28 protein-coding genes and 1 pseudogene are annotated in these 24,570 nt (G+C 66.8%); 16 read left to right on the top strand and 13 right to left on the bottom strand.

Going from position 1 to position 24,570, the window contains the following annotated elements:
• The first annotated feature begins 77 nt into the window (after positions 1 to 77).
• The 5 genes and pseudogenes from ST3T6A_RS0112230 to ST3T6A_RS0112210 all read left to right on the top strand — a co-directional run bounded on the left by ST3T6A_RS0112230 (position 78) and on the right by ST3T6A_RS0112210 (position 4,003).
• A complete protein-coding gene (locus ST3T6A_RS0112230) occupies positions 78 to 1,094 on the top strand; it encodes an adenosine deaminase (protein ID WP_019833222.1) in 1,017 nt (338 codons plus the stop codon).
• 12 nt (positions 1,095 to 1,106) lie between these two features.
• Positions 1,107 to 1,628 carry a phosphoribosyltransferase gene (locus tag ST3T6A_RS0112225; protein ID WP_019833221.1) on the top strand — a complete coding sequence of 174 codons (522 nt, stop codon included), beginning with the start codon at positions 1,107 to 1,109 and terminating at the stop codon, positions 1,626 to 1,628.
• Between the two features lie 58 nt (positions 1,629 to 1,686).
• The gene (locus ST3T6A_RS0112220) at positions 1,687 to 2,697 is read left to right on the top strand and encodes a fumarylacetoacetate hydrolase family protein (RefSeq protein WP_019833220.1); all 1,011 of its coding nucleotides are present in this window, start codon (positions 1,687 to 1,689) and stop codon (positions 2,695 to 2,697) included.
• Between the two features lie 44 nt (positions 2,698 to 2,741).
• A pseudogene (locus ST3T6A_RS0112215) lies at positions 2,742 to 3,047 on the top strand (4a-hydroxytetrahydrobiopterin dehydratase); the annotation flags it as partial.
• Complete coding sequence (locus ST3T6A_RS0112210; RefSeq protein WP_019833218.1) at positions 3,044 to 4,003, top strand: NAD(P)H-dependent flavin oxidoreductase; 960 nt, start codon at positions 3,044 to 3,046, stop codon at positions 4,001 to 4,003. The pseudogene ST3T6A_RS0112215 and the gene ST3T6A_RS0112210, both read left to right, overlap by 4 nt.
• Positions 4,004 to 4,007: 4 nt before the next feature.
• Here the strand turns inward: ST3T6A_RS0112210 and ST3T6A_RS20070 are convergent, their stop codons facing one another.
• On the bottom strand, positions 4,008 to 4,643 hold the full coding sequence (locus tag ST3T6A_RS20070; RefSeq protein WP_235785789.1) for a DUF1465 family protein: 636 nt from the start codon (positions 4,641 to 4,643) through the stop codon (positions 4,008 to 4,010).
• A 102-nt stretch (positions 4,644 to 4,745) separates the two neighbouring features.
• On the opposite strand from ST3T6A_RS20070, the gene ST3T6A_RS0112200 reads away from it, so the two are divergent.
• The gene (locus ST3T6A_RS0112200) at positions 4,746 to 5,204 is read left to right on the top strand and encodes an Hsp20 family protein (protein WP_019833216.1); all 459 of its coding nucleotides are present in this window, start codon (positions 4,746 to 4,748) and stop codon (positions 5,202 to 5,204) included.
• Between the two features lie 59 nt (positions 5,205 to 5,263).
• On the opposite strand, the gene ST3T6A_RS0112195 is transcribed toward ST3T6A_RS0112200, so the two are convergent.
• The gene (locus ST3T6A_RS0112195) at positions 5,264 to 5,464 is read right to left on the bottom strand and encodes a YdcH family protein (protein WP_019833215.1); all 201 of its coding nucleotides are present in this window, start codon (positions 5,462 to 5,464) and stop codon (positions 5,264 to 5,266) included.
• A 228-nt stretch (positions 5,465 to 5,692) separates the two neighbouring features.
• On the opposite strand from ST3T6A_RS0112195, the gene ST3T6A_RS21185 reads away from it, so the two are divergent.
• Positions 5,693 to 5,848 carry a YdcH family protein gene (locus ST3T6A_RS21185; RefSeq protein ID WP_019833214.1) on the top strand — a complete coding sequence of 52 codons (156 nt, stop codon included), beginning with the start codon at positions 5,693 to 5,695 and terminating at the stop codon, positions 5,846 to 5,848.
• Positions 5,849 to 5,947: 99 nt separating this feature from the next.
• On the opposite strand, the gene ST3T6A_RS20065 is transcribed toward ST3T6A_RS21185, so the two are convergent.
• From ST3T6A_RS20065 to ST3T6A_RS0112165, 5 genes are all read right to left on the bottom strand, one after another.
• Positions 5,948 to 6,343 carry a PilZ domain-containing protein gene (locus ST3T6A_RS20065; protein ID WP_083937481.1) on the bottom strand — a complete coding sequence of 132 codons (396 nt, stop codon included), beginning with the start codon at positions 6,341 to 6,343 and terminating at the stop codon, positions 5,948 to 5,950.
• Between the two features lie 110 nt (positions 6,344 to 6,453).
• On the bottom strand, positions 6,454 to 6,906 hold the full coding sequence (gene dksA / locus ST3T6A_RS0112180) for an RNA polymerase-binding protein DksA (RefSeq protein WP_019833212.1): 453 nt from the start codon (positions 6,904 to 6,906) through the stop codon (positions 6,454 to 6,456).
• A 627-nt stretch (positions 6,907 to 7,533) separates the two neighbouring features.
• Complete coding sequence (locus ST3T6A_RS21525; protein WP_157602811.1) at positions 7,534 to 7,971, bottom strand: hypothetical protein; 438 nt, start codon at positions 7,969 to 7,971, stop codon at positions 7,534 to 7,536.
• Between the two features lie 186 nt (positions 7,972 to 8,157).
• Entirely contained in the window at positions 8,158 to 8,775 is a 618-nt protein-coding gene (locus tag ST3T6A_RS0112170; RefSeq protein ID WP_019833210.1) for a hypothetical protein, read from the bottom strand.
• Between the two features lie 115 nt (positions 8,776 to 8,890).
• Complete coding sequence (locus tag ST3T6A_RS0112165) at positions 8,891 to 9,331, bottom strand: host attachment family protein (RefSeq protein ID WP_019833209.1); 441 nt, start codon at positions 9,329 to 9,331, stop codon at positions 8,891 to 8,893.
• Positions 9,332 to 9,421: 90 nt separating this feature from the next.
• Between ST3T6A_RS0112165 and serS the strand changes: the two genes are divergently transcribed.
• The 9 genes from serS to argC all read left to right on the top strand — a co-directional run bounded on the left by serS (position 9,422) and on the right by argC (position 18,994).
• Entirely contained in the window at positions 9,422 to 10,702 is a 1,281-nt protein-coding gene (gene serS / locus ST3T6A_RS0112160) for a serine--tRNA ligase (RefSeq protein ID WP_019833208.1), read from the top strand.
• Positions 10,703 to 10,704: 2 nt separating this feature from the next.
• Positions 10,705 to 11,463 (top strand): 5'/3'-nucleotidase SurE, encoded by a 759-nt coding sequence (gene surE / locus ST3T6A_RS0112155; RefSeq protein ID WP_019833207.1) that lies wholly within the window; start codon positions 10,705 to 10,707, stop codon positions 11,461 to 11,463.
• A 96-nt stretch (positions 11,464 to 11,559) separates the two neighbouring features.
• Positions 11,560 to 12,642 (top strand): peptidoglycan DD-metalloendopeptidase family protein, encoded by a 1,083-nt coding sequence (locus ST3T6A_RS0112150; protein ID WP_019833206.1) that lies wholly within the window; start codon positions 11,560 to 11,562, stop codon positions 12,640 to 12,642.
• A gap of 9 nt (positions 12,643 to 12,651) precedes the next feature.
• Positions 12,652 to 13,842: a GGDEF domain-containing protein gene (locus ST3T6A_RS20870; protein WP_019833205.1), complete on the top strand. Its 1,191-nt coding sequence runs from the start codon at positions 12,652 to 12,654 to the stop codon at positions 13,840 to 13,842.
• A gap of 39 nt (positions 13,843 to 13,881) precedes the next feature.
• Complete coding sequence (gene rimO, locus ST3T6A_RS0112140; protein WP_026359660.1) at positions 13,882 to 15,213, top strand: 30S ribosomal protein S12 methylthiotransferase RimO; 1,332 nt, start codon at positions 13,882 to 13,884, stop codon at positions 15,211 to 15,213.
• 116 nt (positions 15,214 to 15,329) lie between these two features.
• A complete protein-coding gene (locus ST3T6A_RS0112135; RefSeq protein WP_019833203.1) occupies positions 15,330 to 16,730 on the top strand; it encodes a leucyl aminopeptidase family protein in 1,401 nt (466 codons plus the stop codon).
• Positions 16,731 to 16,867: 137 nt separating this feature from the next.
• Positions 16,868 to 17,200 (top strand): MarR family winged helix-turn-helix transcriptional regulator, encoded by a 333-nt coding sequence (locus ST3T6A_RS0112130; protein ID WP_019833202.1) that lies wholly within the window; start codon positions 16,868 to 16,870, stop codon positions 17,198 to 17,200.
• A gap of 52 nt (positions 17,201 to 17,252) precedes the next feature.
• Positions 17,253 to 18,056, top strand: a complete 804-nt coding sequence (locus ST3T6A_RS0112125) for a C40 family peptidase (protein WP_019833201.1) — start codon at positions 17,253 to 17,255, stop codon at positions 18,054 to 18,056.
• Complete coding sequence (argC, locus tag ST3T6A_RS0112120) at positions 18,053 to 18,994, top strand: N-acetyl-gamma-glutamyl-phosphate reductase (RefSeq protein WP_019833200.1); 942 nt, start codon at positions 18,053 to 18,055, stop codon at positions 18,992 to 18,994. Before ST3T6A_RS0112125 ends, argC begins: the two co-directional genes overlap by 4 nt.
• Before the next feature lie 34 nt (positions 18,995 to 19,028).
• Here argC and ST3T6A_RS0112115 read toward each other — a convergent pair whose 3' ends face one another.
• The 6 genes from ST3T6A_RS0112115 to rfbF are packed head-to-tail and all read right to left on the bottom strand — an operon-like array spanning position 19,029 to position 24,514.
• Positions 19,029 to 19,421, bottom strand: a complete 393-nt coding sequence (locus tag ST3T6A_RS0112115) for a GtrA family protein (protein ID WP_019833199.1) — start codon at positions 19,419 to 19,421, stop codon at positions 19,029 to 19,031.
• Positions 19,418 to 20,410: a glycosyltransferase family 2 protein gene (locus ST3T6A_RS0112110; RefSeq protein WP_019833198.1), complete on the bottom strand. Its 993-nt coding sequence runs from the start codon at positions 20,408 to 20,410 to the stop codon at positions 19,418 to 19,420. Before ST3T6A_RS0112110 ends, ST3T6A_RS0112115 begins: the two co-directional genes overlap by 4 nt.
• Positions 20,407 to 21,381 (bottom strand): NAD-dependent epimerase/dehydratase family protein, encoded by a 975-nt coding sequence (locus tag ST3T6A_RS0112105; protein ID WP_019833197.1) that lies wholly within the window; start codon positions 21,379 to 21,381, stop codon positions 20,407 to 20,409. The genes ST3T6A_RS0112110 and ST3T6A_RS0112105 overlap by 4 nt, the downstream gene beginning before the upstream one ends.
• Positions 21,362 to 22,585 carry a DegT/DnrJ/EryC1/StrS family aminotransferase gene (locus tag ST3T6A_RS0112100; RefSeq protein ID WP_019833196.1) on the bottom strand — a complete coding sequence of 408 codons (1,224 nt, stop codon included), beginning with the start codon at positions 22,583 to 22,585 and terminating at the stop codon, positions 21,362 to 21,364. Before ST3T6A_RS0112100 ends, ST3T6A_RS0112105 begins: the two co-directional genes overlap by 20 nt.
• Positions 22,576 to 23,709, bottom strand: coding sequence for a CDP-glucose 4,6-dehydratase (rfbG, locus tag ST3T6A_RS0112095; RefSeq protein WP_019833195.1), 1,134 nt, complete (start codon positions 23,707 to 23,709; stop codon positions 22,576 to 22,578). Before rfbG ends, ST3T6A_RS0112100 begins: the two co-directional genes overlap by 10 nt.
• Entirely contained in the window at positions 23,702 to 24,514 is an 813-nt protein-coding gene (rfbF, locus tag ST3T6A_RS0112090) for a glucose-1-phosphate cytidylyltransferase (protein ID WP_026359658.1), read from the bottom strand. Before rfbF ends, rfbG begins: the two co-directional genes overlap by 8 nt.
• Between the last annotated feature and the right edge of the window lie 56 nt (positions 24,515 to 24,570).

The raw sequence follows: 24,570 nt of genomic DNA, 5'->3' as shown, positions 1-24,570 counted from the left end.
GCGACGCCATCGCCCGCCGCAAGGGAAAATGAGGCAGGACGGCTCGCGTGCGACGCTGCGGTGCGATAACAAGGCGCATGACCACCGCGCTCGCCGATTTCGCCGCCAGCCTGCCCAAGGCCGAACTCCACCTCCACATCGAAGGATCGCTCGAACCCGAGCTGATGTTCGCGCTGGCCGAGCGCAACAAGGTCGCGATCCCCTTCGCTTCGGTGGAGGAGGTGCGCGCCGCCTATCAGTTCAGCCGGCTCCAGGACTTTCTCGACATCTATTATCAGGGCGCGCAGGTGCTCCGCGAGGAAGATGACTTCCGCGATCTCGCGACCGCCTATTTCGATCGCGCGGCGGCCGATAATGTCGTCCATGCCGAGATCTTCTTCGATCCGCAGACGCACACCGATCGCGGCATCCCCTTCGCGACCGTGCTCAATGGCCTCAATGCCGGCATGATCGAGGCGGAGAAGAAGCACGGCCTCACCTCGAAGCTCATCCTCTGCTTCCTGCGCCATCTCGACGAGGAAGCCGCCTTCCAGACGCTGAAAGCCGCCGAGCCCTTCCTCGATCGCATCGCGGGCGTCGGCCTCGATTCGTCGGAGTTGGGCCATCCGCCCGAGAAGTTCGCCCGCGTCTTCGCGGCCGCCGGCACGATGGGCCTGAAGCGCGTCGCCCATGCCGGCGAGGAAGGCCCGCCCGATTATGTCCATCAGGCGCTCGACATCCTGGAGATCGACCGGCTGGATCATGGCAATCGCGCGTTGGAAGATAGCCAGCTCACCACCCGCCTCGCCCGCGAAGCGATGACGCTGACGGTCTGCCCACTCTCCAACCTCAAGCTCTGTGTCGTCGACCATATCGACGCGCACCCGATGAAGCGGATGCTCGACGCGGGCCTCCGTGCAACGGTCAATTCCGACGATCCCGCCTATTTCGGCGGCTATGTGAACGACAATTATCGCGCGCTGGCCGGCACCGGGCAGCTCAGCCGCGAGGATTTCGTGACGCTGGCGCGCAACAGCTTCCTCGGCTCCTTCCTGCCCGACGAAGCCATCGCCCGCCATCTCGCGGCACTCGCCGCCCATGTCGCCGCCGCCTGAGGGACAGAGCCGATGTCGCAACCGACCCTGACCTTCATTCCCCACGAAGATTTCGTGACGTCGATCCGCACGCTGGCGGCGCAGGTGGAAAAGAGCGGCTGGCGGCCGAGCTTCATCATCGGCGTCGGGCGCGGTGGGCTGGTGCCGAGCACCTTCCTCAGCCACGCGACCGACTGGCCGATGCTCTCGGTCGATTATTCGGCGCAGGTGCCCGGCTTCTCGGACGAGCCTCTCGCCCGCCTCAGCCAGATGGCGGCGAACGGCGAGCGGCTGCTTTTCGTCGACGACATCAACGACACCGGCCGCACCATCCGGCATCTGCGCGAGCAGCTCGCTGTGGCGTCCCCACCCAGGGGCAGCATCCGCTTCGCCGTGATGATCGACAATATCCGTTCGATGGAGAAGGTCGACTATCAGGCGGAGATCATCGACCGAACCGTGACCAAGGACTGGTTCGTCTTCCCGTGGGAAGCGATCGCCAGCCGCGACACGATCCTGACCGACGCCGCCGCCGTGCCAGAGCGAACCGCCTAATCCGGTTGCCGGCGGCCTTCCCCGCAGGCAGAAGGGCCATAATGGATAAGGAGAGGGCATGAAGCTCGCATCGCTCAAAGCCGGCCGGGATGGCCGCCTCGTCGTCGTCTCGGACAACCTTGCCTGGTATGCCGACGCCACCCACATCGCGCCGACGCTGCAGGCCGCGCTGGACGACTGGGACCATGCCGGCCCCGCGCTCGCCAATCTCGCGACCGACCTCGCGCATGAAGTGATCCCGATGGAGCGCTTCCACGAGCATGAGGCCGCAGCCCCCCTGCCCCGCGCCTATCAGTGGGCGGATGGCTCTGCCTATGTGAACCATGTCGAGCTGGTCCGCCGCGCGCGCGGCGCCGAGATGCCCGAGAGCTTCTGGACCGATCCGCTGATGTATCAGGGTGGCTCGGACGGCTTCCTCGGTGCACGCGACGCGATCCCGCTCGCCGATCCCGCATGGGGCTGCGATCTGGAGGCCGAGATCGCCGTGATCGTCGGCGATGTGCCGCAGGGCGCCAGCCGTGAGCAGGCGCTGGAGGCGATCCGCCTCGTCTGCCTCGTCAACGACGTATCGCTACGCAACCTCATCCCGAACGAGCTGGCCAAGGGCTTCGGCTTCTTCCAGTCCAAGCCGGCCTCGGCCCTGTCGCCTGCCGCGGTGACGCCGGATGCGCTCGGCGACGCCTGGCGCGACGGCAAGCTCCATCTGCCGCTGCTCGTGTCGCTGAACGGGGCCGCGTTCGGCAAGGCGGATGCCGGCGTCGACATGACCTTCGACTTCGGCCAGCTCGTCGCCCACGCCGCCAAGACGCGCGCTCTGAGCGCCGGCACCGTGATCGGCTCGGGCACCGTCTCCAATCGTGGCGAGGGCAATTCGCCCGGCAAGCCGATCGCGGAAGGCGGCCTCGGCTATAGCTGCATCGCGGAGATCCGCACGGTCGAGACGATCCTGCGCGGCCAGGCGGAAACGCCCTTCCTCCAGCATGGCGATACCATTCGCATCGAGATGAAGGACGCGCACGGCCACAGCATTTTCGGCGCGATCGAGCAGACGGTATCTCCTGTCGACTGACCACCTCTTCCCGGCTAGGTTGACGCAAACGTCAAGGAGTCGACGATATGGTCAAAAAGCTGGGAGAGGCCGAGCGGGCGGAGCTGCTGCCGACGCTCGCGGGATGGGCGCATGAGCCGAAGCGCGACGGCATCGCCAAGCGCTTCGTCTTCGCCGACTTCGTGGCCGCATTCGGGTTCATGGCCCGCGTCGCCCTGCTCGCCGAGAAGGCGGACCATCATCCCGAATGGTCGAACGTCTGGAACCGGGTCGATATCCTGCTGACCACGCATGATGCGGACGGCCTCTCGATGCGCGACGTCGAGCTGGCCCGCGCGATCGATAAGGTGGCGGAAGGAGCGCGCGCATGAGCCTGCCCGCCATCTTCGACCGCCTTCGCCTGCCGGTGATCGCCTCTCCGATGTTCATCGTCTCCGGGCCGGAGCTGGTGATCGCCCAGTGCAAGGCGGGCATCGTCGGCTCCTTCCCGGCGCTGAACGCCCGGCCGCAGAGCCAGCTCGACGAATGGCTGCACCAGATCGAGGAGGAACTGGCCGCCTGGGATCGGGCCCATCCTGACACGCCGTCAGCGCCCTATGCGGTCAACCAGATCGTCCACCGCAGCAATCCGCGGCTGGAGGAAGATCTCGCCGCCTGCGCCAAGCGCAAGGTGCCGATCATCATCACCTCGCTCGGTGCGCGGGAAGACCTCAACACGGCCGTCCATGGCTGGGGCGGCGTGACGCTTCACGACATCATCGACGACCGCTTCGCCCGCAAGGCGATCGAGAAGGGCGCGACCGGCCTGATCGCGGTCGCGACGGGTGCCGGCGGCCATGCGGGACGCCTCTCCCCCTTCGCGCTCGTGCAGGAAATCCGCGAGTGGTTCGACGGCCCGCTGGCGCTCTCCGGCGCGATCGCGAACGGTCGCGCGGTGCTGGCGGCGCAGGCGATGGGAGCGGACCTCGCCTATATCGGCTCGCCCTTCATCGCGACCACCGAGGCCCATGCGCCCGACAGCTATAAGCAGGGCATCGTCGAGGGCCGGGCGGCAGACATCGTCTACACCGACCTCTTCACCGGCGTGCATGGCAATTATCTGCGCGCCTCGATCGTCGTGGCGGGACTGGACCCCGATCATCTGCCGGCGAGCGATCCGAGCAAGATGGATTTCGGCGGCGGCGCGGCCAAGGCATGGCGCGACATCTGGGGCTCGGGTCAGGGCATCGGCGCAGTGCATGCGGTCGAGCCCGTGGCCGAGCGCGTCTCGCGGCTGGCCGTGGAGTATCGCGCCGCTCAGGCCGAGCTGGCTGCGAAGAGCCGCTGAAGGATCAGGCGGCGGGCGCCGCGTGGTGGATCATCTGCCCACCACCCAGCGCGCCCGCCAGCCGTGACGACCCGAACGCCCGCTCCAGTTGCCCCATCAGACTGAGCACGGGGCTTTCCGGCACCGCAGTGCGGCGGATACCGCTATCAAGCCGAAGCACGCGAGCGTACAAATCCTCGGTCGCGGCGATGATCTGCTGCGCGGGCCTCGGCAGCGCCTCTACGGCGGCGGGGTCGCTTTCGGGGACATGACCGAGCTTGCGCTCGGGGGCCGAAGCCTGATCCTCGCTGATCTCCCCGCTCGCAAGTGCGCGGCGGACCAGCAGCCAGGCGATCACATGCATCAGCCTCGTCGTCACGCGCAGCGACTCGCAAGAAAAGCCGACGCGCAACACGGGCGGAAGAACATCCCGGTCAGCCCGGCCGGCGGCGTCGAAATAGCCGCGCGCCTCGTCTGCCAGAAGCATCGCCTCGACATAGAGCGAATCGACCAGCCGGCGGCTGATCCCTTCTTGAAGAGCAATGATCATGGCGTGGGTGTGCCATAGCATTTGTCCGTAAAATACGCTCGTGACGGAAACGAAACCGCAGGATCGTCCCACACCAGAACACCCACTTGAAAGAGTGATGCCGCTATCCATCTTGAGTAGGTCGGGGCGTCGCCATTCGGGACGCCGAGACGGGTCCGGCGGATGGTCCGCGGACTTGCCTGTTGTTCATTCGCCCAAGGAGGGTCTGAACCTATGCGTACCGTTGATTTCGCACCCCTGCTGCGCTCGTCCATCGGCTTCGAGAATCTCAACCGCCTCGTCGATTTCGCCACCCGGGGCGAAGGCGATGCCTATCCCCCTTACAATATCGAGAAGCTCGCCGAGGACAGCTACCGCATCTCCATGGCCGTCGCCGGCTTCTCGCGCGATGAGCTGGAACTGACGGTGCAGGACAATGTGCTCATCGTGGTCGGCAAGGCCGAGCCGAAGGTGGGCGAGGCCGAGCGTGAGTTCCTCCATCGCGGCATCGCGAAGCGCGCCTTCGAACGCCGCTTCCAGCTCGCCGATACCATCAAGGTGACGGGCGCCGGCTATGTCGACGGCCTGCTCAACATCGAGCTGAAGCGCGAAGTGCCCGAGCACAAGAAGCCGCGCCGGATCGCGATCGATGGCCAGGCGACCGACAGCACGGAAAGCCTGATCACGGCCTGATTGCCGCGCACAGACAGACAAGGAGGCCGGTCCGATCCGTCGGGCCGGCCTTTTTCGTGTCAGGCGATGATGTCAGGGATCAGCGTATCCCCCAGCAGCGAAATCTCATCCTTGATGCGGAGCTTGCGCTTCTTGAGCCGCGCGATCTGGAGCTGGTCGGGCTGCGGCAGATCGCCGAGCGCCGATATGGCGGCATCGAGATCGCGATGCTCCGTGCGCAGCAGGGCGAGCCTGCGGCTGATCTCCTCCTCGGCGTCCATCCCGAATGTCCCCGTACCGGTCGACTCCCGTCGACACGGGTGGTCTCGTCCCAGCGATGCTCCCTTGGGTGGCTCGCTGCAAGCTCGGAATCCGTCCGCGCCGTGACCGCCCACGGATCGTCGCATTTGTGAAACCCGTTTGCCGCTTTCGCCCTTTGTTCACGCGACAGGCCGGTGATTTGGTGATTTACTGAAGAGTGCTGACACTAGCTAGCGAGGAGGTATCGAATGGCCGATCCACATGCCAGCGCTTTGCTGTCCCGTCACGCGGGATTGGACGCTCGGATAGCTGACGAGGAGCGTCGTCCCGCTCCTGATCAGGGCATGATTGCCAGCCTCAAAAAACAGAAACTGAAGATCAAGGAAGCCCTCGCGGGGCTTTGAACCGCAAGCGGTCCGCCGGTGTCGAAAGGGGCACCGCGGGCCGCCCGAAATCCTACTCTATCAACCTATTGATCGCAGGCACGGCATAATGCCGCCGCTTCAGCGAGCCTTCAGGCCGGGACGGCGATAATCCAGCGTTGTCGGCCGGAACAAATCCTCATCCGCCTTCGATGCAGCACGAGGCTTGCGCGCCAGCGTCTTGTCGATCGGATGATCGAACGCCACGCCAATGCGGCCGGACTCGGCCCAGGCCACTGCCCCTCGCACGAGCCCCACGCCTTCGAGCACGATCTCGACTCGCATCGCCTGCCGGAAGTCTTCCGGCGCATCCGCCATCAGACCGCCGGACGAGACGTTGCGGACCCGGACATTGTGGCCCTCGCCGGCCTGACCTTCATGCTTGAGCCGGGCGAAGACGAACAGGCTGTCCCGTTCGTCGCGACGCTGCGAGTCCGTGCCACCTTGCGGTGTGTCGTTACCCAAAGCTTCTTTCACCTCTGCTCAACCCTGCAAACACTCTAACAATCTGGCCATACTAGCAAAATTGAGCCGCTGCGACCAAAGCCTAATTCGACCGGCGGTCCATCGGGAGCGTCGATCCGACATCAATCGTCGCGCGAGATCTTCTCGTTGCGCTCGTGCCGCTCCTGCGCTTCCACCGTCATCGTGGCGATCGGACGGGCTTCGAGGCGCGCCAGCGAGATCGGTTCGCCCGACACCTCGCAATAGCCATATTCGCCCTCTTCGATACGCCGAAGCGCCGCATCGATCTTGGAGATCAGCTTGCGCTGCCGGTCACGGGTGCGCAGTTCGATCGACCAGTCCGTCTCGCTCGACGCGCGATCGGTGATGTCGGGTTCGCGCAGCGAATCAGTCTGAAGCTGTGCGAGCGTCTCCTTCGCCTCGCGAAGGATCGAGTCCTTCCAGGCGAGCAGCTTGCGCCGAAAATAGATCGTCTGCCGAGGCCCCATGAAGGGCTCGTCGGGAGCAGGACGATAGTCCTCCGGAAGCGTGTCGGCTTCCTGCTCTGCCCCCACGGTATCAACCGCCGTCGCCATGCAACTCTCCGCTCCTCTGCGGAGCCTGCGATCAGGCTTTGGACGCCCTCACGCGAGATGCTCCTGTCCCCGGGCCGCCCTATAGCCAGCCACGAAACCGCATACAAGCGTCGCTTTGCGGGGCCCAAGGCGATGCAAGATCGGAAAAACCACGGCGCTGCAACGCCGTCACAGTCCCTTCAGATCCAAATGCGTGTCTTTCCTGACGCAAAACGGGACATTAACCAGGCGACGCCTAATCACCTCCCTTCCCATTCCTCGTTGAACGGGCGAGGAAGGACGAGAAGCATGCGCTCACAGGGTTTTGTAGCGCTTCGGCAGACGAGTGGATGGCGCACCCGGCCCTAACGGCCCTGGTTTCAGCGACATCCGCCAAGCAGGGGGCGAGAGGGAAGCGATGTCTGTTAGAATGGCGGTCGCGAAATTGTGCGCCTGCGCCTGTGGCGGCGCGGCCATCGGCGGTGGCGCCGTTCACTATGCGGAACATCCGCGACCTGTCGTCCATCGCGTGGCGCCCAAGCCCGTGCATCGCGTCGCGGCCGCTCCGCCTCGCAAGGTGGTGACCACCACCACGACGTGCACACCCGGCACGATCACACTGGCCCGCGCTCCGGAAGCGGCTCCAGCCTATGCCGGCGGTGCCGTCGCGCCCGCGGCCACCACGACCAGTGGCAGCTCTGGTGGATTCATCGGCGGCCCTGGCTTTTTCGGCGGCGGCTTCTTCGGCGGAAGCACCGGCAGCGGCGGCTTCCTGATCTCCACGACCTCGTCGAGCAGCGGCGGTTCAACATCCACCTCGACCGGTGGGTCGTCGACGTCGTCCTCGTCTTCGTCTTCGTCCAGTTCGAGCACTTCCACTTCGAGCAGCACCAGCTCATCGACCGGTGGCACGCCGACATCGACCACGACGACGACCAGCACAACTGGCGGCCCTCCCACATCGACCACCACTACAACCACGACCACAACGGGCGGACCTCCGACTTCCACCACCACAACGACGACCGGTGGTCCACCAACCTCCACCACCACGACCGGTGGACCTCCTAGCACCACGACCACCACTGGCGGCCCGCCGACCGACGTCCCGGCTCCGCCGATGCTCGTGCTCTTCGGCGGCGCTGCGGCGGCGCTGGTCGCCCGGCGCGCCGTCGCTCGGCGCAAGAACCGCGAATAACCCTAACCATCAGCCATAAGAAAAGGGTCGCGATGCATCAGCATCGCGGCCCTTTTACGTTCTGAGGGGCGCGCTTAGTGCGAGCCGCCTGTGCCGGCCCCGCTGGCGCCGGCCGCAGCACTGAGCTGCTGCGCGGTCATCGCGATGCGGAGGCCGCCATTCGTGCCCGCGCCGAAAGCCGTGATCGGAAGGCGAACCTTGCCGCCGCTCGCGAGTTCCAACGTGGCGAACTGGGCATCGACGGCCGCGATCGTGCCGACCGCACCGCCCTGCATGTCGGCGACCGCTGCGCCCTGCGAGACGTCCGGCTTGCCCGCCGACGCCTGAGGCGCAGGCGCCGCCTGGGCCACCGCCGCGTCGATCTGGGCGGCCGTCATCGCGATCACAGGACCGTTAGGGCCCATGGCGAAGCTGGTTTTGGGCAGGCGCACCTTGCTCTTGCTGGTCGCGAGCACGACGAAATCGCCGTCGACACTTTCGATCGAGCCGACCGTGCCGCCCGACGTGTCGAGCACCTTGGCACCCGCCGTGAGCGTGGCCGACGAGGTCGGCGCCGTCGCCGGAGCAGTAGCCGCAGGAGGCGTCGAGCCGGCAGCCGCGCCGGTGGACGGAGCCGTCGTCTGGGCGAACGCCAGAGCCGGCACCATCGCCGTGGCAGCCCCCAGCATCAGCCCCGTCTTCATGAACTTCATCGTCTAATCCTCCGTGGATTTCATCCAAACTGAAGCATCAACACATTCAAACGCCCAATGAGGGAACCACTGAGAGACGAACCGAGACGAAGAAACGACGAGACGTAAAATCACCTCAATCCAGCGCCGTCAGGACCTTCTCAATCTCGCCCACGGGGCTCCCGGTCATATCCTTGCTCACTTCCCGGAGAATCCTGTTCTCCACATCGCGATGATAATGCTTACGGAGCTGTCCCAGCGTCTTCGGCGGCGCTATCACGATCAAATCCGAAAAGTCGCCGGATTGCACACCTTGGGACAACATCTCCGCCGTATCCGCCGCAAAGCGCAGCCCCTCGATCTCGTGCGCGTCGGCCGATGGAAAGGCTCCGCCGCCGGCGTTGGGCGCGAAGGATCGGCCGGGCGAATCGGTCACCATCTCGCGGGTCTTGCTCGCAGGCTCTTCGACGGCGCTCATGACGGTAAGGTTCGGCGCCGCGGCATCTCCCTCGTTGCGCAGGAGGAGCCGTTTGCGGCCATCGGCCACGAGAATGACGCTGTTGCGGGGTACGCGCATAGCATTTCTCCGATGTCTGCGTGCATCGGATAAACGCGACCGCCGGGTGAGGGTTGCGAAGGCCGCGCCCGCCCGCCATAGCCCCAAGCCATGCATGACATTCGCCTGCTCCGCGACGATCCCGCCGCCTTCGCTGCCGAGATGCAGCGTCGCGGCACCGCCTTTGACGCCGACGCCTTCGCCGCGCTCGATGCCGACCGCCGGCACGCCGCGCTGTCGGTCGAGACCGCTCAGGCGGAGCGCAATCGCCTGTCGAAGGAGATCGGCAAGGCCTTCTCCACCGGCGACCGCGCCGGCGGCGAGGCGATGCAGGCCGAGGTCGCGCGCCTGAAGCAGGTGATCGCCGACGGCGAGACGCAGGAAGCCGCCATCGCCGAGCAGCTCAACGCCCGCCTCGCCGAAATCCCGAACCGCGCCGCCGCCAATGTGCCGCAGGGTGCCGACGAGAATGACAATGTCCTCGTCTCTCACTGGGGCGAGCCGGAGGCGCCGGCCTTCAGCCCCCGCGAGCATGACGATCTCGGCCGCGCGCTGGGCATGGACTTCGACGCCGCCGGCACCGTGTCGGGCGCGCGCTTCGTCTATCTCAAGGGGCAGATCGCCCGCCTCAATCGCGCGCTCGGCCAGTTCATGCTGGATCATCAGACGGAGCAGCACGGCTATATCGAGGTGGCGCCGCCGCTGCTCGTGCGCACCGAGGCGATGTTCGGCACCGGCCAGCTCCCGAAGTTCGCCGAGGATCTGTTCCAGACGACCGACGGCCGCTGGCTGATCCCGACGGCCGAGGTGAGCCTCACCAACTATGTCCGCGACCAGATCCTCTCCGAGCAGGAGCTGCCGCTGCGCATGACGGCGCTCACCAACTGCTTCCGCGCCGAGGCTGGGGCCGCGGGTCGCGACACGCGTGGCATCATCCGCCAGCACCAGTTCGAGAAGGTCGAGCTGGTCTCGATCGTCACGCCGGACCAGTCCGAGGACGAGCATGAGCGCATGACCCGCGCGGCCGAAACCGTGCTGGAGGCGCTGGGCCTCCCCTATCGCCGGATGCTGCTCTGCACGGGCGACATGGGCTTCTCGGCGGCGCGCACCTACGATCTCGAAGTGTGGTTGCCCGGCCAGCAGCGCTATCGCGAAATCTCGTCCTGCTCGAACTGCACGGATTTCCAGGCGCGCCGCATGAACACGCGCTTCCGTCCGGCAGGCGAGACCAAGGGCACGCGCTTCGTTCACACGCTGAACGGCTCAGGGCTGGCGGTTGGCCGCACGCTGGTGGCGGTGATGGAGAACTACCAGACCGCCGACGGCGCCGTGCGTATCCCGGAGGTGCTGCGGCCCTATCTGGGCGGGCTCGAGGCGATCGAGCCGGCCTGACCATGCGCATCCTCGTCACCAACGACGACGGCATCCATGCCCGTGGGCTCGGCATCGCGGAGACGATCGCGCGCCGGTTCAGCGACGATGTCTGGGTGGTGGCGCCATCGGAGGAGCAGTCGGGCACGGGGCATTCGTTGACCCTCACCCGGCCGCTCCGCCTGCGCCAGCATGGCGAGCGGCGCTTCTCCGTGACGGGCACGCCCACCGACGCGGTGATGATGGCCCTGCTGGAGGTGCTGGACGGACCGCCCGACCTGATCCTCTCGGGCGTCAATCGCGGCGCCAACCTGGGCGAGGACGTGACCTATTCGGGCACCGTCTCCGCCGCGATGGAAGGCGCGCTGGCCGGCATCCGCTCGGTCGCGCTGAGTCAGGTCCATGCCCGCGAGGCGGCAGGCGAGAATGTCTCCTTTGCCGTCGCCGAGGCATGGGGCGAGCGGGCGATCCGTCCGCTGCTCGATACGCCCTTCGCGCCGGGGATGCTGGTCAACATCAACTTCCCGGCGCTGTCGCCAGAGGAAGTGAAGGGCATTCGCGTCGTCGGCCAAGGCATCCGCGACTATGGGCGGGCCAGCATGGTCCGGCATACCGACCCGCGCGGATTTCCCTATTACTGGCTGCACTTCGGCGGGATTGTTCACACCACGGGCGAGAATACCGATCTGGAAGCGATCGCGGGCGGCCATGTCACCGTGACGCCGCTCCATCTCGATCTCACCTATCGTGAGGCGCTGTCATCCCTCGCCGCAAGCTATTGATCACGCGTCTCTTGGCAGCGCCCCCTTCCGCCAGTAAGGCACCGCGAGGGTAGCTGCGGGGTTTGGGGCATGACGGCGCGTTCCGGTCGTTGGGTAATGGCGATCGCGCTTCTAGCGACCAGCGGCTGCATCCCGCGTGGCGCTCCACCCGAATCCTATGGCGACAAGGGCAGCACGCCCTCGCCCTCCTCGCGCCCCCTGTCGTCCGAGCTTACGGCCTCCAGTCGCGGGCATATCCGCACTGCCGACATCCCGAATTCGGTCAAGCAGCCGACGCCCTCCTGGCTGACGCGGCAGGTGACCGCGGACGCCAAGACCATCTCCGATTCGACCTATATCGTGAAATCCGGCGACACGATCCGCTCGATCGGCAACCAGACCGGTGCCGGATCGGAAGCCATCGCCCGTGCCAACAACATTCCCGCCCCCTTCGTGGTGCGCACCGGGCAGCATCTGAAGATTCCCGGCGGCCGCTATCATCTCGTCCGCGAGGGCCAGAGCGGCATTGCCATCGCGCGCGCCTATGGCATCGAATGGTCCCGGATCGCGGACCTGAACGACCTCCAGCCGCCTTACGTCCTCCGCAATGGCCAGCGGCTGCTGCTGCCGAGCGCGCCGGAAACCGCGCAAATGACAGTCGAGCAGCGGGCCCATGCCTTCAGCCTCGACATCGACGATCTGGCAACCGGCTCCGAGCCCGCCATCGCGACCGACGCCGCACCGAAGGCGCCGACCGCTACGCCCAAAAAGCCACTCCACACCGACGTCGCCATCGCGGAACCGCGTGCCTTCTCGGGCAAGTTCGACTGGCCGCTCTCGGGCCAGATCATCGGCCGCTTCGGTCCCTCGGGTGACGGCCGTCGCAATGACGGCATCAATATCGCCGCCAACCGGGGCGATCCGATCCGGGCGGCGGCGGACGGCGTGGTCGCCTATGCCGGCTCTGCCATCGCGGTCTATGGCGGCCTGATCCTCATCAAGCACGGCGATGGCTGGATCACCGCTTATGGCCATGCCGAGCAGATCCTCGTGACGCGCGGCCAATCCGTCCATCGCGGCGACGTGATCGCCCGCGCCGGCGCGACCGGCTCGGTGAACAAGCCGCAACTCCATTTCGAGATCCGCGACAAGCGGACACCGGTCGATCCGCTACGCTACCTGCCCGCGGCCCGCGAATAGGGCCGGACCATGGGGGCAGAAGACATCCAGGCGAGCGTCGTCATCTCGGTGGCGATGCTGGTCATCAGCCTCGTGCTGGGAACGGCGATGGCGATCGGCTGGGCCTGCTTCGGACGCCCGCGTCACGCGCTAAGCTGGTCGATCGCCTACTTCCTCTACGGCATCGAGATCATCGCCGTGGCAGTCGGCACCGCCCGGCCGAACCTCCATCCCATTCTGGAAATGGTGGAATTTGCCTGCATTCTGGCGGCGGCGTCGTTGGTGGCGATCGGCGCACGGCAGCGGGCCAAGCTCGAGAGCTGGGCACGGGGCATCGGCATCGCCTTCGTCACCGTGTTCCTCGTCAACGAAGCATTGCGGCACAGCGTGCATCCCTGGTGGCTGTCGGCGACCGACGGGCTCTTCACCTCGGTGATGCTGAGCATCGCGATCGCAGCCATCCGTCCACGCGATCGCGAGCCAGAGGCCGCGGAATGGGCCACCATGGCCACGCTCGTGGTGTTCGTGCTGTTCGAACTGCTGCTTGTCTTCCTGGACATGAAGGGCCGCCTCCATCCGGAAGACCATCGGCTGGCGAGCTTCTTCATGGACTTCTATCTCGCCGGCCTGACGCCGGTGTTCGTGGCCAACGGCGTGTCGGCCAATCTGCTGATCGCGTCCGATCTGGCGGCAAAGCTCCGCGCTCTGGCCGCGAGCGATCCGCTGACCGGCGTGTTCAACCGGCGCGGGTTTCATGAGGCCGCAGTCCGAGCGGTCTCGAACGGGCGGCGACATCGTCAGCCGATCGCGATCACCTTGGTCGACATCGATCACTTCAAGAGCATCAACGATCGCTTCGGTCATACCGCCGGCGACCGGACGCTGCGCTTCATCGCGCGGAGCCTGTCCCGCGCTCTGCGCAAGGGCGATCTGGTGGGCCGGATCGGCGGCGAGGAATTTGCCCTGCTGCTGGTGAACAGCAGCGCGGAAGAGGCTGTCGAGGTGATGGATCGCGTCCGCGCCGGTATCGCGGCGGGGTTCCTCAACGAGGATATGCCCGTGCCCGTCACGGCCAGCTTCGGCGTGACTGCGGTCGAACTCGGCGGCGGCCCGGCGGAGGAGACGCTGGCCGAAGCGCTCGATCAGGCCGACCGGGCGCTTTATCGCTCCAAGATCGAAGGCCGCAACCGCACGACGCTCGCGGTTTTGACCGAGGCCTAGTAAAATGCGCCGCGTTGCACTATGTGCGCGCCCGCTCCCATGACCATAGAACTCCCCTCCCCGCCGAAGATCGGCATGGTATCGCTTGGCTGTCCGAAGAACCTCGTCGACAGCGAGCGCATCCTCACCAAGCTCCGCTCGGACGGCTATGCCATGTCCGGCGACTATGCCGGCGCGGACGTGGTGCTCGTCAACACCTGCGGCTTCCTCGATTCCGCGAAGGAAGAGAGCCTCGAAGCCATTGGCGAGGCGATCGCGGAGAATGGCCGCGTCATCGTCACCGGCTGCATGGGCAAGGAAGCCGAGCTGATCCGCGAGCGCTTCCCCGATGTGCTCGCCGTCACCGGCGCGCATCAATATGAGCAGGTGGTGGGCGCGGTGCATGAGGCGGCGCCGGTCACGCCGTCCGCCTATCTCGATCTGGTGCCCGAGCGCGATCTCAAGCTCACGCCCAAGCACTACAGCTATCTGAAGATTTCCGAAGGCTGCAACCACCGCTGCTCCTTCTGCATCATCCCGAGCCTGCGCGGTGATCTCGTCAGCCGCCGCCCGGATGCGATCCTGCGCGAAGCCGAGAAGCTCGTCGCGGCGGGCACGAAAGAGCTGCTGGTCATCAGCCAGGACACCTCGGCCTATGGCGTCGACCTGCGCCACGCTTCCTATCCGCTGAAGTCCGGCGGCGAGGTGCGCGCGCACATGACCGACCTCGCGCGCGAGCTGGGCAAGCTCGATGCCTGGGTGCGGCTCCATTATGTCTATCCCTATCCGCATGTGGATCATGTGATCCCGCTGATGGCAGAGGGGCTGGTGCTCCCCTATCTCGACATCCCCTTCCAGCACGCCTCGCCCAAGGTGCTACGAGCGATGAAGCGCCCCGGCAACGACGCCAAGGTGCTGGAGCGGATCAAGAACTGGCGCACGATCGCGCCCGACATCGCGATCCGCTCGACCTTCGTGGTCGGCTTCCCAGGCGAGACCGAGGAGGATTTCCAATATCTTCTCGACTGGCTGGACGAAGCCCAGCTCGATCGCGTCGGCGCCTTCCGCTTCGAGCCGGTCGAGGGTGCGGCGGCGAACGACCTGCCCGATCCGGTGCCCGAAGAGGTGAAGGAAGAGCGTTACCAGCGCATCATGGAGAAGACGGCCGCGATCTCGGCCGCCAAGCTCCAGGCCAAGATCGGCCGCACGCTCGACGTCATCATCGACGCGGTGGACGAGGATGGCGGCGCGACCGGCCGCTCCAAGGCCGACGCGCCCGAGATCGACGGCGAAGTCTTCCTCCGCGACGCAGGCCACCTCAAGGCGGGCGACATCGTCCGCGTCGAGGTGGAGGATGCCGACGAGCACGACCTCTACGGCGTGCCCGCCTGAAATCGGCGCCCCGCCCTTTCGAGGTCATGCGAAAGGGCGGGCGTCAGCCACCGGGCAACCGCCGAAATCCGCCACCTCCGGGTGACGCGCGCGCCGTCCCGTTGTAGGTTGGCGTCATGACTGACTTTGCCTCGCTGCTCCAGGCCGATCGCGGCCAACCCGCCCATGTCCTCCATCTCGTGCATGCGGGCGGCTATGAGGAGTGGCTCAACGCCCAGCCGGAGCGCGTCCGCGCCGCCGCTGCCGCCGCCGGTTTCCAGGGCAAGCCCGGCGAGTTCGCCTTCGTACCCGGCAACAAGGCCGACGAATGGGCCGGCGCGGTCGGCATGCCGGAGAAGGTTGGCCCCTGGGATCTCGCGGCCGCCGTCGCCAAGCTGCCGGACGGCACGTTCCGCCTGTCCGAGGGCGCGCCGGGTGTGGCTGCGCTCGGCTGGCTGCTCGCCCAGCATCGCTTCGATCGCTATCACAAGGATGCCGAGCCGGCGAAGCGGCGCGTGCTTCTGACCCCGGAGGCGGCACGGATCGACGAGACGGTGGCACTGGCCGCCGCCGTCGCGCTCGTGCGCGATCTGGTGGACACGCCGCCCAACGATATGGGGCCGGCCAATCTTCAGGCCGCCGCAGAGGACATCGCCAACCGCCACGGCGCCAGCACCCGCGTGATCCGGGGCGATGCACTGGAGCATGATTATCCGATGGTCGCCGCCGTCGGCCGCGCCGCCGCGACAGCGCGGGGGCCGCGCCTGATCGAGCTGGAATGGGGCGATCCGGGCCATCCGCGCGTCGCTATCGTCGGCAAGGGCGTCTGCTTCGATTCCGGCGGGCTCGACATCAAGCCCGCGTCGGGCATGCGGATCATGAAGAAGGACATGGGCGGCGCGGCGCACGCGCTGGCGCTGGCCGATCTCATCATGGGCGCGAAGCTGCCGGTGCGGCTGCATTTGCTCATCCCGGCGGTCGAGAACGCCATTGCCGGCGATGCGATGCGGCCGGGCGACATCCTCACCTCGCGCAAGGGGCTGAGCGTCGAGATCGCCAATACCGACGCCGAGGGTCGCCTGATCCTCGCGGACGCGCTCACCCGCGCAGCCGAGGGCGAAGGCACCGTCCGTCCCGACCTGATCCTCGATTTCGCGACGCTCACCGGCGCCGCCCGCGTCGCGCTGGGGCCGGACCTTCCCGCGATGTTCGCCAACGACGAGGCGATCGCGACCGCGCTCCTCGCCGCCGGGGACGAAAGCGCCGACCCGCTGTGGCGCCTGCCGCTCTGGGCCGGCTATCGCGACATGCTGAAATCCGACGTGGCGGACCTCAACAACGCCCCCGAAGGCGGCTTCGCGGGCAGCATCACGGCGGCGCTCTTCCTCGAGAAGTTCGTGCCGGCCGACATCCCCTGGGCGCATTTCGATACCTTCGCCTGGATGCCATCGGCCAAGCCGGGCCGCCCGAAAGGCGGGGAAGCGCTGGGCCTTCGCGCGGCGTGGAGCATGTTGCGCCGCCGTTATGGGGGCGGCTGACCGGGCCGCCTCAAATCCTTTTCGAACGGCAAGGAAACGATCGGCGCTTTCGCGTGTTTCTGATATGATCCGGCGGCAGGGGTCGCGGGACTATACGGGACATCCGAAGCGTGAAGAACGAACCGCTCAGCACATGGATGGAGGCGCTGGTCGCCTACGTCCGGTCGGGCCAGCCGGATCTCACCAACCGACAAATGGCGCTCCTGCTGCTCGTCTATCGAACCAGTGGCCCCCATACGGTGCGAGGTCTGGCCGGAACGCTCGGCGTATCGAAACCGGTCGTGACACGCGCCTTGAATACGCTGGGCCGCCTCGGCTATCTGCGCCGCGAACGTGACGAACGCGATCGTCGCAACATCTTCGTGACACGCACCAGCCTGGGAGCGGAATTCCTTGAAGGCTTCAAAGCCCTCATCGCCGGCAAGGAGCGCCGCCGGCCTCAGCCCGTCTCCCACGCCACGCACGCCTGAGCGCTTCTGCCTGGCGGGGCCGTCGCTGCGCCTTGATGCGCGCGTCCATGCGGTGCGCAAGGATATCGCGGACGTCGCGCTGGCGGACCGGGTGTTCGCGCCCCATTATGCCCGCCCGCTCGTCCATGGCTGCACCGCTGCCGCGACACCGATGCGGGCCGGACCCAACCATGGCGCGACCGCCGTATCGGAGCTGCTGAAGGGCGAAGGCTTCGCCGTCGTCGACAGCAGTGGTGAGTGGGCGTGGGGCTACAGCCTGCACGACGGCTATGTGGGCTATGTCGCGATCGATGCGCTCGGCCTCGCGCTGAAGCCGACACACATCATCTCGCAGCCCGCCGCGCTCATCTTCGCAGCACCGGACATCAAGTCTCCGGTGGTGGAGTGGCTGCCCATGGGCGCCCGGATCGCTGCGACCGGGGAGGATGGCCGCTTCCTCGCCGTCGCCAACGGCTTCGTCCACCAGCGCCACGTCGCCCCGCTCGGCGAGACGGTGGCCGACTATGTCGAGGTTGCCGCCCGCTTGACCGGCACGCCCTATCGCTGGGGCGGGCGCTCGGGCGATGGCATCGACTGCTCCGGCCTCGTGCAGCTCGCGCTCGCTTTCGCCGGCATCGCGGCACCGCGTGATTCCGACCAGCAAGCCGCCACGCTCGGCGAGGCCTTGGCCGAGGGGAGCGCGCTGCGACGAGGGGATTTCGTCTTTCTGCCCGGCCATGTTGGCATGATGGCGGACGATACCCATCTGCTCCACGCCAACGCCCACTGGATGCGGGTGGTGACGGAGCCTCTTCAGGACGTATTAGCGCGCCAGCCCGAAGGAAAGGGCATCACGGCGCTTCGGAGACTGGGATGACTGTACGCGTGTTCGTCGACGGCGGGGCTGGCACCACCGGCATTGAGATCGTCGACCGCCTCTCCGGCCGCAGCGACGTGACGCTGAGCCTGCTCCCCGACGACCGGCGCAAGGACGCGGGCGCGCGTGCCGAGGCGCTGGCGGGCGCGGACATCGCCATCCTCTGCCTGCCCGACGATGCCGCCCGCGAGGCGGTCGCGCTGGCGGAGGGCCTCACCACCCGCTTCATCGACGCCTCCACGGCACACCGGACGGCCGAGGGCTGGACCTACGGCTTCGCCGAGATCGAGCCCGAGCGTCGGGACGAGCTGCGCTCCGCGCGCTATGTCTCCAATCCGGGCTGCTATCCGACCGGCTTTCTGGCGCTCGTTCGGCCTCTGGTCCGTGAAGGGCTGCTCAGTTCGGAGACGCCGCTCAGCGTCAATGCCGCGTCGGGCTATTCGGGCGGAGGCAAGGCGATGATAGCCGAGTTCGAGGCCGGCACCACGCCGACCGCCTTCCGCCCCTACGGCCTTTCCCTCGCGCACAAGCATGTGCCCGAGATGCAGCGCCATTCGGGCCTCGCCATCCCGCCGATCTTCGCGCCGTCGGTGGTGAGCACCTATCGCGGCATGATCGTGGAAGTGCCGCTCCATCTGTCGCGGCTCGCAAGCGACACGACCGTGGAGCAGGTCCACGCCGCGATCGCGGACAGCTATGCGGGTTCGCCGCTCGTCAGCGTCGCCTCGCTGGAGGAGAGTGCCTCGATGGGCACGCTCTCGATCGAACATGTCGGCGATACGGATCGCCTCGCCCTATTCGTCTTCGCCAATCCGAAGACGGGACATATCCGCCTCGCCGCCGCGCTCGACAATCTCGGCAAGGGCGCGAGCGGGGCTGCCGTGCAGAACCTCAACCTGATGGCTGGCCTGCCCGAGGCGGAAGGCCTCCGCATCTGATCCGTCGGGAGGGGGCTCCCTGCGAGGTTCCCTCTCAGCTCATCGCGGTCGCGCTTCTCCGGAACACCAGCCAGCGCGAAAGCGAGAAGTTCAACACCACCGTTCCGCAGATGGCGATCGCCTTGGCCGGCAACGGCCCTAGCTGCGGTGCCAGTGCCCACACCACCGACGTCGACAGCGTCAGCCCCGCGCAACACATCAGGGTGAAACGAAGCGCCTGACCGCCCGCCGGCTCTGCGCGCGCGGCGAAGGTCCAATGCCGATGCAGCAGGAATGCCAGCACCGCCGACAGCGGGAAGGAGATCATGTTCGCCAGCCGGGGATCGAGCCCGCCCGTCACCAGCAGCGTGAAGAGCAGCGCGTCGGTCAGGGTCGCGAGGCCACCCACGATGAGGAAGCGCAGCACTTGCCCGATGGCGACATTCACGACGACGCCTCTTCTCCGATCCGAGTCTCCAGCGGCGGCGTGGCGTTCAGCGCCACCTCCACGAGCGGCGACGGGCGATGCTTTGCCTGCATGAAGACGCGGCCGAGATATTCGCCGATGATGCCGAGAAAGAGCGCGTTGAGCGTGATCGACATCAGGAGCAGCAGTGTCGTGGTGGCGAAGCCCGCCGGCCATCCCGCCCCCAAAGTCAGCCGCAGCAGCAGATAGACGAAGATCAGCAGGAAGGTGACGCTGCCCACGAACAGCCCCACTGCGGACGCGATCCTGAGCGGCAGCAGCGAATGGTTCAGCAGCCCGTCCACCGCCAGCGCGACCATCTGCCGGAGAGGGAATTTGCTCTGCCCGGCCGTGCGGATACCCCGATCATAGGGAATGCCGACCTGCGAGAAACCCATCGAGCTGATGAGCCCCCGCAGATAGGGCGACGTGTCGTGGACATGGCGCAATTCGTCGAGGATGCATCGATCGACCAGCCGGAACTCGCCGGCATCGACCGGCAGGTCGTCCTCGCTCAGCGCGGCGATCAGGCGGTAGAAGGCACGCCGCGCGAAGGCCGTGCCTGCCCCGTCACGAAGCGAGCGGCGGACGCCGTAGACCACCTGATGCCCTTCCCGCCAGCGCGCCAGCATCCGGGGGATCAGCTCGGGCGGGTCCTGAAGATCGCAATCGAGCTGGACCGCGCAGGCCCCGCTCGCATTCTTGTAACCCACCAGCAGAGAGCGCTGATACCCATAGTTCCGCGCAAGGCGGATCACCCGCACCTTGCCGTCCCGTGCGGCGATCCCGGCCAGTATGGCGAATGTCCGGTCGGTCGAATGATTGTCGGTGAAGATGATCTCATAGTCATAGCCGGGCAGGCCGGCGAAGACATCCACGATGGCCTGATAGCAGCGCTCGACCGTCTCCTCCTCCTGAAAGGCGGGGACGAGCACCGATACGCGTGTCGGGATCGGCTCGATGGCGTTCATGCGGCCTCCGCCACGCGCCCACGACGCATGTCCGCGATGAGTGCGGCAAGCCCCTCGTCGAGGCCAATCCGGGGGCTCCAGCCGGTGAGCGCCTGCATGCGGCCGATGGCGAGGTGCAGCGCTACGGGATCGGTCTGGGGCATCCGGAGAATATGGTCGGTGCCCGCCCCCACCAGTCCGGCGATGCGCTCGGCCAGTTCGCCCACGCCGATGGTCCCGCCCGAACCGATGTTGACGATCGTGCCGCCCTCCGGCGGAGCATCCGCGAGCCGACAGAGCGCGTCGACGGCATCCTCGACATGGATCGGATCACGCCGATCCAGCGGTCGCCGGATCGTGAAGGGCTGACGCGAAAGATAGGCCGATACCAGCCCCGGCACGAGGAAGTCCGCCGCCTGCCCTGCCCCGTAGACCAGCGCCAGCCTGGCGGTCACGAGCGGGAACGGCAACGAGGGCGCCACCGCCCCCGCATAGTGCGTGCCGGCGACGATGGCGGCCGCATAGGCGGTGTTGGGCTGCTCGCGCTGTTCCTCGCGGAAAGGTGTCGGAGCCTCGCCATATTCCGCGATGGAGCCTGTGCGCAGGAAGAAGCGTGGAGGCGGCGTGCTGTCGGCTGCCTGCTCCACCAGCACCAGCAGATCCGCAAGATCGCTGATCAGGGGCGCCGCGCCGGAGAGGCTCCGGTCGTGTCGCCGCGCGGTGCCGAAGGCGAGGTGATAGATATGGGTCGGCCGAGCCCCGTCGAGGCAGGCACGAAGGGCAGCCCGGTCTCCGATCAGCAGCCGATGCACCCGGATCGCAGGCAGGATGTCCTTCAGCCGCTCCGCATCCGTTTCGGGCCGGAGCAGGACGTGGACCTCCCGCCCCTCCGCCACACAGCGCCGCGTCAGATGCGAGCCGACGAACCCCGCCGCCCCGGTGATGAGGACACGTCCGCCCCTCGAAGCCGGATCAGGCGGCGCAAGCGGCATGGCTCGGCCGGGACGCGGCGTGGCAGTCCGCGAAGGAGCGGAAGCTCCGGTGCATATGATCGATCTGCGCCTCGTCCAGTCCATGATGGCAGGCAAGCAGGATTCCACCCCGCATCACGACGTCCGCCATCGGATAGCCTTCCGGCGCGGCCCGATGGCAGACGTTCGCCATAGCCGGCTGACGCAACACGTTGCCGGTGAAGACAGGTCGCGTCTGGATGTCGCGCTCCTCCATCCACCTCTGCATCTCCCGCCGCGAGAAGGGCGCGTCGCCCCGGATGGTGAGCGGGAAGGCCAGCCATCCGCTCCTTGCCGCCTCCATCTGCCGGGGAAGGACGAACCAATCCTCATATTCGGCGAAGAAGGCCCGCTGGCGTTCGAAATGATCGATGCGGCGGCGAATATTATCCTCCAGCCGATCGAGCTGAACGAGGCCGAAGGCCGCGCCCATCTCCGACGGTTCGAGATTGTAACCCAGCGCCTCGAACACGAACTTCGCATCATAGGGAATGCCGTCCACCTCGATGTCGAACCGCGCCTCGGCCGCTTCCGAGTCCACGAACAGCGAGGAGGTCCGTCCCCAGGAGCGCAGCAGCCGGGCTCGCCGCGCCAGCTCGTCGTCACGCACGCAGACCATGCCGCCATTGCCCGCCGCATTGATGACGTGAGAGCCGTAGAAGCTGGTCGTGCTGATCTCGGACCGAGCGCCCGTGCTTCGGCCGCCGAGCGTCGCGCCCAGCGTATCGGCGCTGTCCTCCACCACCATCAGGCCGTGATGGTCCGCAATGGCGCGGATGCGATCCCAATCGGGTAGATTGCCGATCAGCGAGGGGATCATCATCGCCCGCGTGTTCGGGCCGATCATCGCCTCGATCCGCCCGGCGTCGATATTGTAGGTGCCCTCCTCCACATCGACGAAGGCCGGCACCAGCCGATGCCGCACGATCGGCGCGACGGTGGTGGCGAAGGTGAGCGCCGGAGTGATGATCTCGCTGCCCTCCGGCAGCCCGAGCAGCTCGATCGCCAGATAATTGGCGGAGGAGCCCGAATTGACCATGATGCCATGGCGCTTGCCGAACAGGGCGGATACCCGCGCCTCCATGGCGCGCACCCGCTCGCCCATCTGCGTCGAGCTGCGCAGCACGCTCACCACGGCGTCGATCTCCGCTTCGGAATGGACGCTCTGTCCGTAGTTCACGCGCATCGGCGAAGCCCTTCCCTGCCAGTCGAAGACCGGAGGCCTCGATAGCCCGCGAGCTGTGCGCGGCTGATCTCCCGCATGTCCGGCTCGCCACGCAGATAGGCGGCGTACCATTCGGCGGTGAGGCTGAGCGTCTGCTCCACCGTCAGCCGGGGCGACCAGCCGAGTTCCGCATGGGCCTTGCTGCTGTCGAGCTTGAGCACGCTCGCCTCATGCGGCGCGTCGATCTCGGCCCCGAAGCGGATCGGCAGGTCGAGTTCGCGCGAGCAGGCCATGATCGCCCGTGCCAACGTCTCGACATCGACCGTCTGCTCACTCGACGGCCCGAAATTCCAGGCACCGGAAAAGGAGGCTCTGCCGTTCGACAACAGCCGGGCGGCCAGCAGCAGATAGCCGGAGAGCGGCTCCAGCACATGCTGCCAAGGACGGATGCTGCGCGGATTGCGGATGAAGAGCGGCAGGTGATTGCTGGCCGCGCGCACGATGTCGGGCACCAGCCGGTCCTCCGCCCAATCCCCTCCACCGATGACGTTGCCCGCGCGGGCCGTTGCCAGTTGCGGACCTTCGGGGTCGGCGAACCACAGCCGGCGATAGCATTCCGCCACCAGCTCGGTGCAGGCCTTGGACGCGCTGTAGGGATCGGTACCGCCCAGCCGATCCGTCTCGCGATAGGGCCAGCTCCAGCCGCGATTGTCGTAGCATTTGTCGCTGGTGACGACGACGACGGCCCGGAGCGACGGCATTGCCCGCGCCAGATCGAGGACGTTCGCCGTGCCCGTGACGTTGGTGGCGAAGGTCTCGGCCGGAAGGCGATGGGAACGCCGGACGATCGGCTGCGCGGCGAGATGGAAGACCAGCTCCGCATCGACGCCGTTCGCCACCCGCCCCAGCGCCTCCGGATCGCGGATGTCGGCGAAGCGGCTGTCGATCAGCCTGTCGAGGCCGACGGCTTCGTAGAAGGAAGGCGTTGTCGGCGGCGGCAGCGAGATGCCCACCACCCGCGCGCCCATCCGCTCCAGCCAGAGGCACAGCCAGCCGCCCTTGAAGCCGCTATGCCCCGTGACGAGCACCTTGCGTCCGGCGAGCGCCTCCGCCAGCCCGTCATCCTCGCCCGGCAACTCAGGCATAGATCATCGGGCGCATGGCAGGATCGGAACGCTCTTCGAACCGGAGCCAGGGCGGTGTGCCCTCCGCGCAGAGCCGCTCCAGCTGCTCGCGGTCGCGCACCGTGTCCATGGGATGCCAGAAGCCCTTGTGCTTGAAGGCGAAGAGCTGCCCGTCGGCGGCCAGCCGGGCGAGTGGCGACTGTTCCAGCGGCTCATGATCCCCTTCGAGATAATCGAACACGCCGGGCTCGAAGACGAAGAAGCCGCCGTTGATCCACGTCTCGTAGTTCTGGACCTTCTCGGTGAAGGCGGCGACGCGATCGCCTTTCGCCAGCTCGAGATTGCCGAAGCGCGCGGGCGGCTGCACCGCCGTCACCGTGGCGAGCCCGCCATGCGCGCGATGGAAGGCCAGCAACGCGTCGATGTCGATATTCCCCACGCCGTCGGAGTAGGTGACCATGAAGGTCTCGTCGCCGATCCAGTCCCGCAGGCGAAGCAAGCGGCCGCCCGTCATCGTCGCTTCGCCGGTGTCGACCACCGACACGTTCCACTCCATCTTGCGACAGGGGCGCAGGTTCATCCGCCCGGTGCCGAGCGTGACCGTGAAATCGTTGTTCATGAGATGAAGATTGTTGAAAAACGCCTTCATCATCATGCACTTGTAGCCGCAGGCGATGATGAAATCATGCTGGCCCCAATGATCGTAGATGTCCATGACATGGAGCATGATCGGCCGCCCGCCGACCTCCACCATGGGCTTGGGGATACGCACCGTCTCTTCGGAAAGCCGGGACCCCAGTCCCCCTGCCAGAAGCACCGTTTGCATGGTGTCCCCCCGACCAATGGGCCGGCGGCGTGCCGGCTGGAGGAAAGATAGCGCGT

Origin of the sequence: Sphingomonas sp. PR090111-T3T-6A (genome assembly GCF_000383095.1) — a bacterium.
GTDB lineage: Bacteria > Pseudomonadota > Alphaproteobacteria > Sphingomonadales > Sphingomonadaceae > Solisphingomonas.
Note: the sequence above shows the minus strand (reverse complement) of the source record. Positions and strands in the feature narration are given on the sequence as shown.